General features: G+C 68.0%; 17 protein-coding genes. 9 read left to right on the top strand and 8 right to left on the bottom strand.

What is annotated here, in order from left to right; translation table 11 throughout:
• Positions 1-41 precede the first annotated feature (41 nt).
• Together KBY66_RS01250 and KBY66_RS01245 are read right to left on the bottom strand one after the other, a co-directional pair.
• Positions 42-680, bottom strand: a complete 639-nt coding sequence (locus tag KBY66_RS01250) for a GIY-YIG nuclease family protein (protein ID WP_255087281.1) — start codon at positions 678-680, stop codon at positions 42-44.
• Between the two features lie 2 nt (positions 681-682).
• Positions 683-1,375: a ComEA family DNA-binding protein gene (locus KBY66_RS01245; RefSeq protein WP_255087279.1), complete on the bottom strand. Its 693-nt coding sequence runs from the start codon at positions 1,373-1,375 to the stop codon at positions 683-685.
• A gap of 132 nt (positions 1,376-1,507) precedes the next feature.
• Here KBY66_RS01245 and KBY66_RS01240 point away from each other — a divergent pair, with 132 nt between their 5' ends.
• A complete protein-coding gene (locus KBY66_RS01240) occupies positions 1,508-1,831 on the top strand; it encodes a DUF1825 family protein (RefSeq protein WP_255087278.1) in 324 nt (107 codons plus the stop codon).
• Here the strand turns inward: KBY66_RS01240 and KBY66_RS01235 are convergent.
• From KBY66_RS01235 to KBY66_RS01220, 4 genes are read right to left on the bottom strand one after another with little or no spacing between them, the layout of a single operon-like run.
• Positions 1,773-2,594: an ABC transporter permease gene (locus KBY66_RS01235; RefSeq protein ID WP_255087277.1), complete on the bottom strand. Its 822-nt coding sequence runs from the start codon at positions 2,592-2,594 to the stop codon at positions 1,773-1,775. The genes KBY66_RS01240 and KBY66_RS01235 overlap by 59 nt on opposite strands.
• Complete coding sequence (locus KBY66_RS01230) at positions 2,591-3,490, bottom strand: ABC transporter permease (protein WP_255087275.1); 900 nt, start codon at positions 3,488-3,490, stop codon at positions 2,591-2,593. Before KBY66_RS01230 ends, KBY66_RS01235 begins: the two co-directional genes overlap by 4 nt.
• Positions 3,459-4,613, bottom strand: coding sequence for a PotD/PotF family extracellular solute-binding protein (locus KBY66_RS01225; protein ID WP_255087274.1), 1,155 nt, complete (start codon positions 4,611-4,613; stop codon positions 3,459-3,461). The genes KBY66_RS01230 and KBY66_RS01225 overlap by 32 nt, the downstream gene beginning before the upstream one ends.
• A gap of 8 nt (positions 4,614-4,621) precedes the next feature.
• Complete coding sequence (locus KBY66_RS01220) at positions 4,622-5,695, bottom strand: ABC transporter ATP-binding protein (RefSeq protein ID WP_255087273.1); 1,074 nt, start codon at positions 5,693-5,695, stop codon at positions 4,622-4,624.
• Between the two features lie 85 nt (positions 5,696-5,780).
• On the opposite strand from KBY66_RS01220, the gene tyrS reads away from it, so the two are divergent.
• Positions 5,781-7,085, top strand: a complete 1,305-nt coding sequence (gene tyrS, locus KBY66_RS01215) for a tyrosine--tRNA ligase (protein ID WP_255087272.1) — start codon at positions 5,781-5,783, stop codon at positions 7,083-7,085.
• An 8-nt stretch (positions 7,086-7,093) separates the two neighbouring features.
• Here the strand turns inward: tyrS and KBY66_RS01210 are convergent, their stop codons facing one another.
• Complete coding sequence (locus KBY66_RS01210; RefSeq protein WP_255087271.1) at positions 7,094-7,444, bottom strand: type II toxin-antitoxin system VapC family toxin; 351 nt, start codon at positions 7,442-7,444, stop codon at positions 7,094-7,096.
• A 236-nt stretch (positions 7,445-7,680) separates the two neighbouring features.
• Between KBY66_RS01210 and KBY66_RS01205 the strand changes: the two genes are divergently transcribed.
• Entirely contained in the window at positions 7,681-7,872 is a 192-nt protein-coding gene (locus KBY66_RS01205) for a PIN domain-containing protein (protein WP_255087408.1), read from the top strand.
• Positions 7,873-8,004: 132 nt separating this feature from the next.
• On the opposite strand, the gene KBY66_RS01200 is transcribed toward KBY66_RS01205, so the two are convergent.
• On the bottom strand, positions 8,005-8,607 hold the full coding sequence (locus KBY66_RS01200; protein WP_255087270.1) for a DUF6398 domain-containing protein: 603 nt from the start codon (positions 8,605-8,607) through the stop codon (positions 8,005-8,007).
• Between the two features lie 495 nt (positions 8,608-9,102).
• On the opposite strand from KBY66_RS01200, the gene KBY66_RS01195 reads away from it, so the two are divergent.
• From KBY66_RS01195 to KBY66_RS01170, 6 genes are read left to right on the top strand one after another with little or no spacing between them, the layout of a single operon-like run.
• Entirely contained in the window at positions 9,103-9,528 is a 426-nt protein-coding gene (locus tag KBY66_RS01195) for a hypothetical protein (RefSeq protein ID WP_255087268.1), read from the top strand.
• Positions 9,528-10,253: an orotidine-5'-phosphate decarboxylase gene (gene pyrF, locus KBY66_RS01190; RefSeq protein WP_255087266.1), complete on the top strand. Its 726-nt coding sequence runs from the start codon at positions 9,528-9,530 to the stop codon at positions 10,251-10,253. Before KBY66_RS01195 ends, pyrF begins: the two co-directional genes overlap by 1 nt.
• A gap of 24 nt (positions 10,254-10,277) precedes the next feature.
• A complete protein-coding gene (locus KBY66_RS01185) occupies positions 10,278-11,738 on the top strand; it encodes a flavin monoamine oxidase family protein (protein WP_255087263.1) in 1,461 nt (486 codons plus the stop codon).
• 49 nt (positions 11,739-11,787) lie between these two features.
• On the top strand, positions 11,788-12,492 hold the full coding sequence (locus tag KBY66_RS01180) for a superoxide dismutase (RefSeq protein ID WP_255087261.1): 705 nt from the start codon (positions 11,788-11,790) through the stop codon (positions 12,490-12,492).
• Positions 12,492-13,019 carry a WbuC family cupin fold metalloprotein gene (locus KBY66_RS01175; RefSeq protein ID WP_255087259.1) on the top strand — a complete coding sequence of 176 codons (528 nt, stop codon included), beginning with the start codon at positions 12,492-12,494 and terminating at the stop codon, positions 13,017-13,019. The genes KBY66_RS01180 and KBY66_RS01175 overlap by 1 nt, the downstream gene beginning before the upstream one ends.
• A gap of 5 nt (positions 13,020-13,024) precedes the next feature.
• Positions 13,025-14,401, top strand: coding sequence for a 1-acyl-sn-glycerol-3-phosphate acyltransferase (locus KBY66_RS01170; protein WP_255087257.1), 1,377 nt, complete (start codon positions 13,025-13,027; stop codon positions 14,399-14,401).
• The last annotated feature ends 66 nt before the right edge of the window (positions 14,402-14,467 follow it).

The following is a 14,467-nucleotide window of genomic DNA, read 5'->3' as shown; positions in this document are numbered from 1 at the left end:
CGCGATCGTAGCCACGCCGCAGGGGGCCACCCTGGCGGTGCTCAGGCCGGATCGGCGGTGAAGGGGGTGGCCCAGCGCCGGCGGGTTTCCTTGTTGAACGGCGGCAGCCAACGGCGGATCAGGGCTTGCTCCAGGGCACGACGTGGCCGGGCCGCCTCCGGCACATCGCAGCAGAAGCGGATGCTGAGGCGGGTGGTGAAGCCGGCCTGGAGCACGGCTTCGGCGTAGGCCGCCAGGTAGGCCTTGCAGTCGTGCTCGCCCTTCCAGCGCTGGTCGGCCCGGCCGGTTTCCCCCACATACAGCAGCAGGGGACTGACCAGGTGGGGCGGCTGATCGATCACCAGGTACAGCGCCGCTCCCGCCTGGGGCGGCTGGGGCCAGCGCCAGAACTGCAGGCTCTGGGGTGCGAAGGCGAGGGGGTTGAGCCGGGCGGCCAGGGCCGCGGGGTCTGGCGGCTGGCTGGGTGGCTGGGGCGAGAACAGGTTTCCTTGCTCAAGCCCTGGAGAGGGGCCCGGCACGGAGAGTGACCCTGCCGCTTCGAAGAGCGACTGCTGGACTTCAGCCAGCCGGATTTGCCAGGCCAGCACCTGGTGCCGCCTCAGCGGCAGCGCGCCAGCTCCAGAGCTCGAGCAGGATTCAGCCCCAGCAGCGAACAGTTCCCCCTGCCGGCCAACCCCCATCGTCACCACGACGGTGGGGGTTGGCTGGGCCGCGGCAGATCCGGCCCCACCGGCCCCTTGCCGAAGCTCACCTTGCCGATCAGGGCCTCGATCAGGTCGGCGGGGAGACCCAGCCGGTGCTGCAGGTCGGCCAGATCCTGGAAGGGGCCGCGGCCGCGCTCGCGCACCAGGCGCCGGCAGCGCTCGGCATCGAGGGGCAGGCGGCCCTGCAGCTGATCCGCGCTGCTTCGGTTCAGGTCGACCGGGGCCGGGCTGGGAGCGACAGGATCGCCGTACCAGCGGAAGGCGAGCAGGGGCTGCCAGCAGCGGACCTGGTCGTCGGCCAGCGCCAGCAGCCGTTGCAGATCGTCGGGGCCGCTGAGTTGCACGCCGCCGGCCTGCAGGCGCAGCAGCAGGTCCACCTGGCTGGGGGTGCAGCCAGGCAGGCGCAGCCAGTCGGCCGCCGTTGCCCGGTTCACATCGAGGCGCCAGCCGAGGGTCGCCAGTTGACGCACCTCCTCGGCGTTGCGCAGGCGCAGGGCCGGATTGCCTGCCAGCTTCAGGGCCAGCAGCTCCCTCTCGATCGCCTCGGCGCTCTCACCGGTGTCGCCGGAGCTGGATTGACCTGGAGCCGAACGCCTTGGCGCCGCCGGCAGCTGGCCGGTGGCGACCAGCAGGCGGCGAGCCAGGGGATCCAGCCAGTGCCCCTTGGCCATGGCGGCCCTCGCCCGAACGCACGACTGGGCTGAAGTTAGCGGCAGCCGGCGCCCGATTACGTCAATCCACACTCCCCCGGTGGCGGCGGGACGCTCAGAATCCTTGAGATCGCACCATGCCTGGCCTCTGCCATGGGATTCTTCGAATCCGAAATCGTTCAGGACGAAGCCAAGCGGCTGTTCGGCGATTACCAGCAGCTCACCCAGCTCGGCGGCGACTACGGCAAGTTCGATCGGGAAGGCAAGAAGCTGTTCATCGAGCGGATGGAGGAGCTGATGGACCGCTACCGGGTGTTCATGAAGCGCTTCGAGCTCTCCGAGGATTTCCAGGCCAAGCTCACCGTTGAGCAGTTGCGCACCCAGCTCGGCCAGTTCGGCATGACGCCGGAGCAGATGTTCAGCCAGATGAACCAGACCCTCGAGCGAATGAAGCGGGAGCTCGGAACCGGGAGCTGACGCCCAGCTGCCGCAGCGACCCCGCCGCGAGCATCGCCACACTGGCCACCAGCACCATGGTGGCCAGGACATGGATCTGGGGAGAGATCTCCCGCTGGAAGGCGCCTGCGATGTAGAGCGGAAAGGTGACGGCTTCCCCGGCGGTGAAGCTGCTGACGATCACGTCGTCGAGGGAGAGGGAGAAGGAGAGCAGGGCCGCGGCCAATACCCCCGGCAGGATCCGCGGCAGGGTGATGAGCCGGAACACCCGGCCTGGCCGGGCGCCCAGGTCCATGGCGGCATCTTCGAGGTTCCAGTCGATCCCGCCCAGCCTCGCCTTCACGGTGAGCGCCACGAAACTGAGGCAGAACAGGCTGTGGGACACCAGCAGGGTCCCCAGCCCCCGTTGCACGCCCAGTTGCACAAACAGATTGAGCAGGGACACCCCCATCACCACCTCCGGCGTGGTGAGCAGGAGCACCAGGAGGAGGTTCACGACGCGCTCCCCCCGGCAGCGGTAGCGGACCAGGGCGTAGGCCATCAGGCTGCCCAGCACGGTGGCGACGGCACTCGCTGCCAGGGCCAGCAGTAGGCTTGTGATGAACGCCCCGGTGAGGCCGGGATCGCTCAGCGGGTCCAACCAGTTGGCTGCGGTGGGTTGCCGCCAGACCAGGTTGAAGCGTCCGGCCGGGTCGTTGAAGCTGAACAGCACGATCACCGCGATCGGCGCGAACAGCAGCCCGTAACCCAGCAGCAGGCAGCAGCGGAGGACCAGGCGGCTCATGGGCCCGTCAGGGAGTCGCGGTCGAGTTTGCCGAGGCTGAGCACCAGCAGCAGCGACAGCATCACCATCAGCACCACCCCGAGGGCGGCAGCCGCCGGGTAGCGGTTCTGCACCAGCAGCAGATTCTGGAGGCTGTTGCCGATCATGCGGTTGCCCGGCCCGCCCAGGTACTGGGCGTTGACCAGGTCTCCCGCCGCCGGGATGAAGGTGAGCAGCACCCCGGCCAGCAGCCCTGGCAGGGAGAGTGGCCAGATCACCCGACGGAAGGTGCGGCCGCCCCTGGCGTGGAGGTCGGCGGCGGCCTCGAGCAGGCGGGGATCGATCTTCTCCAGGCTCACCACCAGGGGCAGGACCATGAACGGCAGGCCGTTGTAGGTGAGCCCGCCGATCACGGCGGCCGCGGTGTTCAGAATCCGCCCCTCGACGACCAGGCCCAGCCGCTCGAGCGGGCTGACCAGCCCCAACCAGGACAGCAGAGCCAGCACCGGTCCCTGGTCGGCCAGCAACGTGGTCCAGGCGATCGTGCGGACCAGATAGGAGGTGAAGAACGGCACGACCACCAGGCCGAGCAACAGGGGCTTCCAGCGCCCGCCCTGGCGGGAGATGGCATAGGCCATCGGATAGCCGATCAGGCCGCAGAGCAGGGTGGCGACACCGGCGAAAGCGAGAGATCGCCAGAGCACCGGGCCGTACTGCACCAACACCTCGGTGTAATTCGCCACCCTGCCGGTGAACATCGCATCGAGGCTGAAGCGTTGGGTCTGCTCCGAGAGCGACATTCGCACCAGCGCCGCCAGCGGCAGCAGGAAGAACAGAGCCATCCAGAGCAGGCCGGGGGCCAGCAGGGCATAGGGCGCCCAGCGCCTAGCCCCCGGTGATCGCGGCAAAGCGGGCATCAAAACGGCTTTCCTCCTCGGGGCTCAGGGGTCCGAACTTGGTGAGCCGGCGCTCCATCGCCGCATCCGGGAACATCAGCGGGTTGCGGGCCATGGCGGCGGTGGCCGGATCGCGCGCCAGGATCTCGGCCACACCCCGGACCGGGCTGATGTAGTTCACGGCCGCGGCGATCCGGGCCGCGTTCACCGGGTCGTAGACGAAATTCATCCAGGCGGCGGCGGCATCGCGGTGGGGGGCTCCCTTCGGCATCACCATCACATCGGCGAAGCGGATGCCACCGCTCTCCGGCACCACGAAGCGGAGCTTGGGTTGCTCCAGCGAGAGCTGGGCCACATCCCCCGACCAGGCCACACAGGCGGCGAAATTGCCGGCCAGCAGGTCGTCCTGGTAGTCGTTGCCCGTGAAGGCACGGATCTGCCCATCGGCTTTGGCTTGCTCGAGCCGGTTGAAGGCACCCTCGGCGGAGCGGAAGCTGGGCTTGGCGGGATCCTGGCCATCGGCCAGCATCAGCAGCCCGATCGTGTCGCGCATTTCGGTGAGGAAGCCCACCTTGCCGCGGAAGGCGGGATCAAAGAGATCGTCAACCGAACGGAGTTCGCGGCCGGTGGCCTCGATGTTGTAGGCAATGCCGGTGATGCCGGTCTGCCAGGGGAGACTGAAGCGCCCGCTGGGGTCCCACGACGGCTTGTCGAGGCTGGGAAGCAGGTTGGCGGCGTTGGGGATCTGGGAGAGGGGCAGGGGATCGACCCAGTCGAGATCGATCAGCCGCTGCGCCACCCAGTAGGTGGGCACGATGATGTCCTGGGGCAGCCGCTTGCCGGCTGCGAGATCCGGCTGGATCCGGCTGAAGAAGGCGAGCGGGTCGTTGATGTCTTCTTTGTAAGTGACGTCGATGCCCGTCTGTTTCGAGAAGCGCTCGACGCTGCCGGGGTCATCCTTCGTGCCGGGGTCGATGTAGAGGGGCCAGCTGGAGATCACCAGCCGCTTGGCTTTGGCGGCGGCTTCGCTGTCCTTGCCCTGACCCGTGCAGGCAGCCAGGGAGGGGGCCAGGGTCACGCCGATCAGGGCCCACGAGCTTCGCGCCAGGAAGCGACGGCGGCTGAGGGGGAGGTCAGGGGGCATGGCGTAGCTCAGGGCGCATGGGCAGGCATCGAGCGGGAGGCGGTTGGGGCCTGGTCGGGGGACCCACCCGGTAGAGGGCGTTCGGCGGAGAGATCCCAGACAGCCCAGCACCTTTGGCCGGATGTTAAGGGTGGATGAATCGTTTTGCCTGGCGAATCCGCCGCCACAAGGGCCAGCAACGGCGTGCCATCGGCGCCGACCAGGGCGACCCGCTGCAGGGGCCCCTGGAACATCACCGACTCGATCCAGGCCGTCCGGCCGGCCTGCCCGGCGGCGGGAGGATCCGCCTGCAACCGCACCCGCTCCGGTCGCACCATCAGCCGCTCCTGGCCGCCGGGCAGCGGCAGGAGGTTGACCTCCCCCACGAATCCCGCCACGAAGCTGTTGCAGGGCTGGTCATAGAGCTGCCTGGGGGTGCCGATCTGCTCGACCCGACCAACCCGCATCACGGCGATGCGGTCACAGAGGGCCAGGGCTTCGTCCTGGTCGTGGGTGACGAGGATGAAGCTGATCCCCACCTCCTGCTGGATGCGCCGCAGCTCCCCCTGCATCGCACGGCGCAGGTTGGGATCCAGGGCCGCCAGGGGTTCATCCAGCAGCAGGGCCGCCGGGGCGTTGACCAGGGCCCGGGCCAGGGCGACCCGTTGTTGCTGGCCACCGGAGAGCTGGGCCGGCCGGCGGTGGGCCAGATCGGTGAGCCCCACGATCGCCAGGGCTTCACCCACCCGCTGGCGCAGGGTGGTGGCTTCGATCTTCTGGGCGCGGGGACCGAAGGCCACGTTCTCCCAGACCGAGAGGTGGGGGAACAGGGCGTAGTTCTGGAACACCGTGTTGACGTTGCGCCGGTGGGGCGGCACCCGCGACACATCAACCCCCTCAAGCCGGATGGCGCCGCTGCTGGGGCTGTCGAAGCCGGCGATCAGGCGAAGGGTGGTGGTCTTGCCGCAACCGGAGGGACCGAGCAGCCCGAACATCTCGCCCCGGCCGATGCGCAGATCGACCCCGGCCACGGCGGTGACCGGCCCGTACTGCTTCTGGAGCCTCTCCAGTTCGATGACACTCTCCAGTGGTCTGGGGCCCAAACGGTTGGCAGCAGGTTGGCGCAGATTCGCTTCTCGTGCTGGGAATGGGGACCGTGTGTGCGGTGCTGCCTACCATCAGCCCCGGATGGATGCAGGCCCGGTGGCGATCAGCGAGGTGGAAGAGCCGGTGGAGGGCAGATCGGAGCTGCTGCCGGCGTGGCTGGAGCGGGGCATCGCCGACCTGTTCCCCGCTGGCTTTTTTTCTTCGAACCCCGATGGGCGGCTCGCGGCCCGGCTCGCGGAGGCTGGGCAGACAGGCCGGCCTTTGCGCATCAAGCTCGGCATCGATCCCACCGGCACCGACATCCACCTGGGGCACTCGATCCTGTTCCGCAAACTGCGTGCCTTCCAGGACGCGGGCCACACCGCCGTGCTGATCATCGGCGACTTCACCGCCCGCATCGGCGATCCCACCGGCAAGAGCGCCACGCGGGTGCAGCTGGACGCCGCCGAGGTGGAGGCCAACGCCGCCACCTACCTGGCCCAGCTGGGCCAGGGCCAGCCAGTAGAGCGATCACTGCTGGACTTCACCACGCCGGGGCGGCTGGAGGTGCGGCGCAACAGCGAATGGCTGGCGGCGATGGATCTCCCCAAGGTGATCGAGCTGCTGGGGATCGCCACCGTGGGGCAGATGCTGGCGAAGGAGGAGTTCGCCAACCGCTATTGCTCAGGCACGCCGATCTCCCTGCACGAATTTCTCTATCCGCTGCTGCAGGGCTACGACTCGGTGGAGGTGGCCGCCGATCTGGAACTGGGCGGCACCGATCAGAAGTTCAACGTGGCGATGGGCCGCGACCTGCAGCGCCATTTCGGAGTGCGGCCCCAGTTCGGCCTGCTGCTGCCGATCCTGCCGGGCCTCGACGGCGTGCAGAAGATGAGCAAGAGCCTTGGGAACACCGTTGGGCTCAGTGAAGATGCGCTCTCGATGTACTCCAAGCTGGAGAAGGTGCCCGATGCGGTGGTGGACGACTACCTCACCCTGCTCACCGATCTGGATCTGGCAAAGTTGCCGGAAAACCCCCGCGAGCGGCAGAAGGCGATGGCCCTTGCCGTCACCGCCTCTCGCCACGGCGAGGCCGCGGCACGGGCGGCCCAAGCGGATGCCGCCAAGCTTGTGAGAGGCGCCCAGGGCAGCGGCGCCGCCGAGGCGGAGGTCGTGGAGGCGTCGCTGGCACCGGTGAACTTCCCGGCCAAAGCTTTCCATCTGCTAAGCGCCCTGGGGCTCTGCGTCAGCAGCGGCGAGGCCAGGCGAGCGATCCAGGGGGGCGGTGTGCGCCTCGACGGCCAGAAACTCATCGATCCCAGCCAGGCGTTTGCTGGGCCGGGCGAGCTGGAGGGCAAGGTGCTGCAGCTGGGTAAGAAGACGTTCCGACGGCTGGTGCGGGGGTGAGACTCAGCTCAACCGTTGCCCACCCATTGCACCGGCCCTGGGTAACGGACCATCGCCCCATCGGCAGTGAGCAGCAGCTCCGAGAGACTGGCGACACTGAAGACAAGGGTGTTGGCGGGCTCTTCGAGCCGTTCGCGCAGGGAAGTGGAGAGGCGCCCCGGATCCCCTGTAGTCCAGATCAGCAGATGGGTGTCAAGCAGCAAACGCATGGGGCTTTCAGAGCCCCTCGGGGCTTCGGCGATCGCTTCCGCAGCAAGGCGGTCGAAGTCGTCGGGAACAGCGCACTCCCCTTGGAGCAGCCCCAGCCGCAGGCGGTGTCGCCCCACCGTTTCGCCTCCCACAAGGGCCGTGAGCCGCACCCATGGGTTTGCCTGCCTTGCAGATCACCAGGTCCTCTCCTGCGGCGGCTTCTTCCACCAGACGAGAGCGGTGGGTCTTGGCCTGGTGCAGATTGAACAATGCCATGACGGCTATCGACGTGAACTAAGTCTTCGTTTAGGGCGCAGAAGGTCTGCGACTGGAGGGGTTGGCACGACCCGTGCCCCATGCCCGGCGATGTCATCCTTGATGAGGGCATCTCCGCCTTGATGAGGGCATCTCCGCCGCGCTCGAGGACGAAGCGCGAGAGCGTTGCCGACGCGATCCCCGAGACTGGCCAATCGTGGCCACCGCCCTCGACCTGACCGCCGGGATCTGGACCAACGACAACGACTTCCTCGGCACCGGTGTAGCCATCTGGACCATCGACACTCTGCAACGCTGGCTCCAACGCCAGCCCGACCTCTGAAGCCGACTTTCGACGGAGCTCCACCTGACGACAAGGCCTGGGAGAAGCAGGATCCAGATCCAGCACTGGAGGGCCCGAGCCAACACGGCTGGCGGCTGCTGCGCGGCAGCTCCTGGATCAACGATTCCCAGCTCAGAACAACCCCAGCTGACCATTGTCCGGTGCCGGCGCAGTGGCTTCTGGCTCTTCTGGCCTGGTTTTCGGGCCATGCTCCGCAGCACTGGAGCTTTCTTTCAGGGCGGGGATGTAGGGAATCAGGCCTTTTGCGTAGGCGATCTCCTGGACCTGTAAGGGCAGTCTCCGCGCATCACGGATGAAGCCATCCACCTCCACCATCCACACCATGGGGTTGGCGTGCATCCTGCTGGGCAGGGTCCACTCGGGCGAGAAGCAATCCACCCCCATCAGATCGCGCAGCCGCTTCGATCGGGCCTGGCCGTTGCTGGCGGAGACTCCGAAGAAGGCGAAGATCTCCGGGCTCTTGCAGTGGGGGGTCTGGGTTCTTTCGAACAGGAAGTTGGCGGTGCCGATGGCGTGCACCGCCGCCGCTGCCCAGGTGGGCACCTTCCCCCCGGCCACCGGTGACGGCCGTTTGCGGGACAGTGCCGCCAGCAGGTAGCGGATCAGCTGCTGGTATTCACCGTTGAGGTGGGCGTCGCTGAAGGCTTCAGTTGCCTCACACAGGCTCTCGAACCGCTCCTGCATGGGTTTGGGAACGCGTTGAGAGTGGGCCATGGCACCAATCAGGTTGTGTGGTTGTCTACCGTCCCAGTTTGTCGGAAGCGTTTCTCACCGCTCCCCCGCACCGCGCAGCGGCAGCAGCTGGATTCACCCCCTGGGAAGCGGCGCTTCCACGCTCCCGGCCACCCTCGTACGCCGATCCGGCGGGATGTTCTGCACCTGAGCGAGCAGTGGGTTGCGGCTCTGATTCCAGGCCGCCAGCCATCGCAGTGAGTGTGCAACGATGCAATCTCAAGAGATTGCCAGAAGCGGTCATCTGTTGATCTGGGTGGAATTCTGCAAGGATGCTTTCTTCTGGCCTCTCCCCAGATGCCGGACCTGTTGGACTATGCCCCACCTCTCCATCCAGGCAGCCCAACATCATCGCGTGTCCCATGTTGGGCCTGATGTTGTTGACTGACTCCTTTGACCCATGAAATCCTTGAGCGGTATAGGGGTGGCCAGCCTGGTCAGTACGGCCACGACCAGGCGAATTGCCTGCCCCGCGACATGTTGCCCGATGCGGATCAGGTGCTGATCGAGAAGAACGGGGACGTTTTCACGATCATGCTCGATACCTATAGCCTTCCTTCACGTGATCACCGCACCGGCCCGATGCCGGTGCCGAGCGTCCGCGAGCGTGTGTGGAACGTACCCCCCGTGCACATCGATGGATCCGCCGCGTCGCCACGGGCGTTGAATCAGGAGGCCCTCCATGGGTTCCTTGCCAATGGTCTGCTGATCGGCTGTCACGCCCTCCACCGTCAGCGGGTGCTGGTCACGCAGGCCCTGCGGGAGTTCGAGCTGCTGGAGGGGCTGCGTCTCGCGAACTGGTCCGAGCCCGGGTGGATTCCGACTTCGATCTGCGCCTCTCCGCCCATGCCAAGCAGGACCTTGGCCCATTTGTATCCTGCTTGTGGAATCTGGCTGGTCTAGTGATCGCCACTGTTGACCCCGCCCAGCGAATCATCCTGGCCCTCGATCGCCCCGATGCCGCCTCCGCCTTGGAGCTGGTGGGCCGGATCCCGGGGCTGCGCAGGGTGAAGGTGGGCCTGGAGCTGTTCACCGCTGCCGGCCCCGACGTGGTGGGCGAGCTTCGGGATCGAGGCCTGGGGGTGTTCCTTGATCTCAAGTTCCACGACATTCCTGCCACCATGGGCGGCGCCGTGCGCAGTGCCGCCCGGCTGGGGGCCGAGCAGATCACGGTGCATGCCGCCGCTGGCGGCGACGGCCTGGCGGCAGCCCAGGCGGCGGCGCTGGAAGGAGCAGAGGCTGCGGGGGTGGTCCCCCCGACCCTCTTGGCGGTGACGGTGCTCACCAGCTGGGATCCTGTCCGGTTCGAAGCCGAGCTGGCGATCAGCGAACCGATTGAGCGTTACGCGGGCCGGCTGGCGGAGCTGGCCGCCGCCGCCGGCATTGGCGGGGTGGTGTGCTCACCGCTGGAGGTGGCGGCGCTGCGAACGGCCCACCCAGAACCCTTCACCCTGGTCACTCCTGGCATCCGGCCCGCCGGCAGCGCCAGCGGCGATCAGGCCCGGGTGCTCACCCCCGCCCAGGCGATCGCCGCTGGCGCCAGCGCCCTGGTGATCGGCCGGCCGATCAGCGCGGCCGAGGATCCGGCGGCGGCGTTTGCGGCCTGCTGCGGTGATCTGAAGGTCTGAATCGGCGGCTGCGATGCTGGGCCCATGGCGCTCATCCCATCGGAACCCGTTGATGTCGTGGTGGTGGGTGGGGGCCTCTCAGGTCTGGTGGCGGCCCGGGCTCTTCAGAAGGCAGGCCGCTCGGTGCGGTTGATCGAGGCGGCCGAGGAGCTGGGTGGTCGGATGTGCCGCCAGCGGCTGCCCTGGGGGGGGCAGGCCCCTGGCGAGGCACTTGCGGGGGGCGGCAGCTACCCCTGGGTCGATCTTGGCGGCCAGTGGGTCGGCCCCACCCAGACCCGTTTCCTGGCCCTGCTTGATCGCCACGGCATCCGCCGTTTCGCATCTCCCCATGACGGCGAGACGGTGCTGGTGTTCGGCGAGAGCCGCTGCAGCTTCGCCGGCTTCTTCCAGGGCTTCCCGGAAGGGCAGCCGCCGGCTGTCCCCTCCGCCGACTGGGACGACGCCATGGCCGCCCTGGCGCACTTCCAGGAGCAGGTGGCGCAGCTGCCAGATGGTCACCCCCACCACCATCCGGCGGCCGCCGAACTGGATCGCCTCAGCTTTCAGGACTGGATCGACGCCCACACCCACACCCCCTTTGCCGCCTGGTACTTCGCCTACTTCTGCCGGGCGGTGGGCTTCCTCGGCCCGGCCGAGCCGGAGCAGGTGTCGCTGCTGCATGTGCTCTGGGGCCAGCGCACGGCAGCCCAGGGCGAGCAACCGGAACAGGAGCTGCTGCATGGTGGCGCCGGGCAGCTGCCGGCCCTGTTGGCGGCGGAGTTGGGCGAGGGGGTGGTGCGACTGGACGAGCCGGTGCGGGCCGTGGTGCAGGAGCAGCCCCACACCGAGGGGGATCCCGCCCGAGGCCAGGCGGGGTCTCCGGTTCAGGTCCACACCGACCAGACCTGCTACCCCTGCCGTGCCGTGATCGTGGCGATGCCGCCGGCGTTGGCGGGGCGCCTGCGCTTCACGCCGGAGCTGCCCCCCGACCGTCTGGAGCTTCAGCAGCAGATGGCCATGGGCGCCTGCGCCAAGGTGCTGGTGGTGTATTCCCGGCCCTGGTGGCGGGATCAGGGGCTCTCGGGAATCGCCATCGGCGATCGCCCCTGGGTGGAACTCTGCGCCGACAGTTCCGACCCCGAGAGCGGCTGCGGGGTGCTGGCTGCTTTTGTGGTGGGCCACCGCCACCAGCGCTGGGCAGCCCTCGGCGCATTGGAGCGGAAGCAGGCGGTGCTGGGGGATCTGGCCGCCTATCTGGGGCCGAAGGCCCTGGAGCCCCTGGGCTATGCGGAAAAAGACTGGCCGGCGGTACCTTTTGTGGGCGGCGCCTTCTCCGCCTGGATGCCGCCGGGGCTGTGGAGCCGCTGCGGTGATGCCCTGCGCCGGCCCCATGGCCGGGTGTTCTGGGCCGGCACCGAGGTGGCCGAGCGTTGGCCTGGTTTTTTCGAAGGTGCGGTGCGCAGCGGCGAGGAGGCCGCGTTGGCGGTGCTGAAGCAGCTGGATTGAGCGGTCGCCGCCGGTGTTCCCATGCTTGGCTTCAACAGTGCGCTCCTCGATGCCCATGCTCCGGTTCTGGCTGTTGCCCTGGCTGCTGACCTTTCTGCTGGCATTCACGCCCGCCGAGCTGGCCCTCGCTGACGGGGCCCCCTTCTCCCTGCCGCCCCTGCCCTACCCGAGTGCGGCCCTGGAGCCGGCGATCGATGCCACCACGCTGGCGATTCATCACGACCTCCATCACCAGGCCTACGTAGCCAACCTGAACAACGCCGTGGGTGCGGATCCTTCCTTGCAGGGCCTTGGCCTGGAGACCCTGTTGAAGCGCCCGTCGCGGCGTTCAGCCGCCGTGCGCAACAACGCCGGCGGCCACTGGAACCACAGCTTCTTCTGGGAATCCATGGCGGCTCCAGGCCAGGGGGGAGCGCCGTCGGCCGCGCTGCTCGAAGCGATCGATCGGGATTTCGGCTCCTTCGCGCAGTTCCAGGCCAGCTTCAAGGCGGCGGGATTGGGGCGCTTCGGTTCGGGCTGGGTGTGGTTGATCGTCAACCCGAAGGGAGCACTCGAGGTGGTGAGCACCGCCAACCAGGACAACCCCTTGATGGACCACGCTGAGCGGCGGGGTACGCCGCTGCTGGGCAACGACATCTGGGAACACGCCTATTACCTCCAGTACCAGAACCGCCGCGCTGATTACCTGGATGCCTGGTGGTCGGTGGTGAACTGGGAGGTGGTGTCGGGGCGCTATGCCGAGCGGCTGGCCTGATGGACGGTAACTGCAATGACAATGGCACCGGCAACGATCAGCCGGCCATCAAGCTGAAACGCCTCGACCAGGCCCTGTTTGATGCGGTGGCAGGCCAGGCCCGTTCATCCCCGCGCCTCCGGAGGAACCACAACCTCCACGCCGAGCCCGAGCCGGTGCAGCGCTTTCTGAACGTGCTGCAGCCCGGCACCTACGTGCGGCCCCACCGCCATCTGCGCCAGGAGCCAGGAGCGGGCTTCGAATGCTTTGTGGTGCTGCAGGGGGCGATCGGTCTGTTGCTGCTCGATGGGGCCGGCCAGGTCGTGCAGCGGGAACGGCTCGATGCCGGCGGGCCGCTGCGGGGCATCGAGCTGGCCGAAGGCCAGTTCCACACCCTGGTGGCCCTCTGCCCAAACTCCGTGATGTTCGAGGTGAAACAGGGGCCCTACATCCCCTCCGCCGACAAGGACTTTCTGCCCGCGTTTCCTGCCGAGGGCAGCCCCGCCGCCGCCGCCCAGGCCCGCACCTGGGCAGCGTTGTTCGGCTGAGCCTGATGCCACGAGCCAAGGTCCAGGCCGCCCAGCCCGCGCTGGATTTCATCCCTCCCGCCTACACGCCCTGGTTGCATCGCCTCTGCCGGCTGGCCCTGCCGGCCGTGCTGGCGTCGCGGGGCATCGTCCGCTGTGAGGTCAGCGGAGCAGCGCGGCTGGCGGAGCTGTTTGCCGCGGCCCAGGCCGGACAGGTTCGCCTGCTGATCGCCTTCCGCCATCCCAGCACCGCTGACCCCCTGGTGATGGCCCAGTTGATCTGGAAGGAGGTGCCTCGGGCGGCCCGCCGCCACGGCATCCGCCTGGCGGGCCCGGTGCACAGCCAGTTCCTCTATGATCGCGGCATCCCCCTCTGGGCCGGCGCCGCCGCCGGCTGGATGCTCGCCAGGCTGGGGGGGATCCCGATCCAGCGGGGCAAGCTGGATCGCCGGGCCCTGAAGGCGGCCCGCCACCTCCTTGCAAAAGGCCCCTTCCCTTTGGCGATCGCCCCGGAGGGCGCCACCAACAACCACAACGAACTACTCGGTCCCCTTGAGCCCGGCCTGGCCCAGATGGCGTTCTGGGGCTGTGAGGATCTCGCCGCCGAAGGGCGTAGCGAGAGGGTGCTGATCGTGCCGGTCGTGCTGCAGTATGTCTCCCTCAGTAACGACTGGGCGCCGATCAATCAGCTAATCATGGACCTGGAGGCCCTCCTGGGGCTGCCTAACGCTCCAGATCCTTCGCCTTCCAATCCGGCCGATCGCCGCTATGTCCGGTTGCTCAAGTTGGCCGAGGGCCTGCTCGTGCAACTGGAAACGTTCTATCGACAAACGTACGGCCAGGCGCTGGAGACTGGTGGACCATCCCCAGCCCCAGGTGACTTCACAGAACGCCTCGAACGACTGCGTGAATCGGCCTTGGCCGTTGCGGAATCCCACTTCAACCTGCTCCCTCGCGGAACGATTAGCGAACGCTGCCGCCGCATCGAGCAGGCCGGCTGGCACTGTATTTACCGCGACGACCTCGAGGGGAGCTCGGCAGTGGAGCGCAGCCTGGCCGACTGGAGGGCGGCAGTGGCCGGAAGCCACATGGAGCACATGCGGCTGGTGGAGTACCTTGCCACCGTCAGCGGCTCCTACGTGGCCGAGAAGCCGAGCCTTGATCGCTATGGTGAGGTGCTGATGATTCTCTGGCGGGCGATCGCCTGGATCCGCGGCCGCGACGATGAGCGTCCGCCGGCTCTTGGCCCGTGGACGGTGCGCATCCGTGTCGGTGAGCCGATCGGCGTGGATCGCCGCACCGAGGAGTACGCGCACCGCCGGAGGTCCGCTGTCGACCGGCTCACCGCTGACCTGCTCCACAACCTTGAGGAGGGGCTCCACGCTGGAGAGTCGCAGTCTTAGGAGCGTGTTGCACCTCGATCGCCCTGAGCAGACACCCAGGAGCGGGTGCATCAAGGTCGGCCGGCG

It is taken from the genome of Synechococcus sp. Tobar12-5m-g (assembly GCF_024345415.1).
Taxonomy (GTDB): domain Bacteria; phylum Cyanobacteriota; class Cyanobacteriia; order PCC-6307; family Cyanobiaceae; genus Regnicoccus.
Note: the sequence above shows the minus strand (reverse complement) of the source record. Positions and strands in the feature narration are given on the sequence as shown.

Excerpts from the sequence above, each read along its gene's own strand:
- KBY66_RS01250 (WP_255087281.1), bottom strand. The coding sequence starts at position 680 with ATGGGGGTTGGCCGGCAGGGGGAACTGTTCGCTGCTGGGGCTGAATCC.
- KBY66_RS01245 (WP_255087279.1), bottom strand. The coding sequence starts at position 1,375 with ATGGCCAAGGGGCACTGGCTGGATCCCCTGGCTCGCCGCCTGCTGGTC.
- KBY66_RS01240 (WP_255087278.1), top strand. The coding sequence starts at position 1,508 with ATGGGATTCTTCGAATCCGAAATCGTTCAGGACGAAGCCAAGCGGCTG.
- KBY66_RS01235 (WP_255087277.1), bottom strand. The coding sequence starts at position 2,594 with ATGAGCCGCCTGGTCCTCCGCTGCTGCCTGCTGCTGGGTTACGGGCTG.
- KBY66_RS01230 (WP_255087275.1), bottom strand. The coding sequence starts at position 3,490 with ATGCCCGCTTTGCCGCGATCACCGGGGGCTAGGCGCTGGGCGCCCTAT.
- KBY66_RS01225 (WP_255087274.1), bottom strand. The coding sequence starts at position 4,613 with ATGCCCCCTGACCTCCCCCTCAGCCGCCGTCGCTTCCTGGCGCGAAGC.
- tyrS (WP_255087272.1), top strand. The coding sequence starts at position 5,781 with ATGGATGCAGGCCCGGTGGCGATCAGCGAGGTGGAAGAGCCGGTGGAG.
- KBY66_RS01200 (WP_255087270.1), bottom strand. The coding sequence starts at position 8,607 with ATGGCCCACTCTCAACGCGTTCCCAAACCCATGCAGGAGCGGTTCGAG.
- KBY66_RS01195 (WP_255087268.1), top strand. The coding sequence starts at position 9,103 with ATGTTGCCCGATGCGGATCAGGTGCTGATCGAGAAGAACGGGGACGTT.
- KBY66_RS01185 (WP_255087263.1), top strand. The coding sequence starts at position 10,278 with ATGGCGCTCATCCCATCGGAACCCGTTGATGTCGTGGTGGTGGGTGGG.
- KBY66_RS01180 (WP_255087261.1), top strand. The coding sequence starts at position 11,788 with ATGCCCATGCTCCGGTTCTGGCTGTTGCCCTGGCTGCTGACCTTTCTG.
- KBY66_RS01175 (WP_255087259.1), top strand. The coding sequence starts at position 12,492 with ATGGACGGTAACTGCAATGACAATGGCACCGGCAACGATCAGCCGGCC.
- KBY66_RS01170 (WP_255087257.1), top strand. The coding sequence starts at position 13,025 with ATGCCACGAGCCAAGGTCCAGGCCGCCCAGCCCGCGCTGGATTTCATC.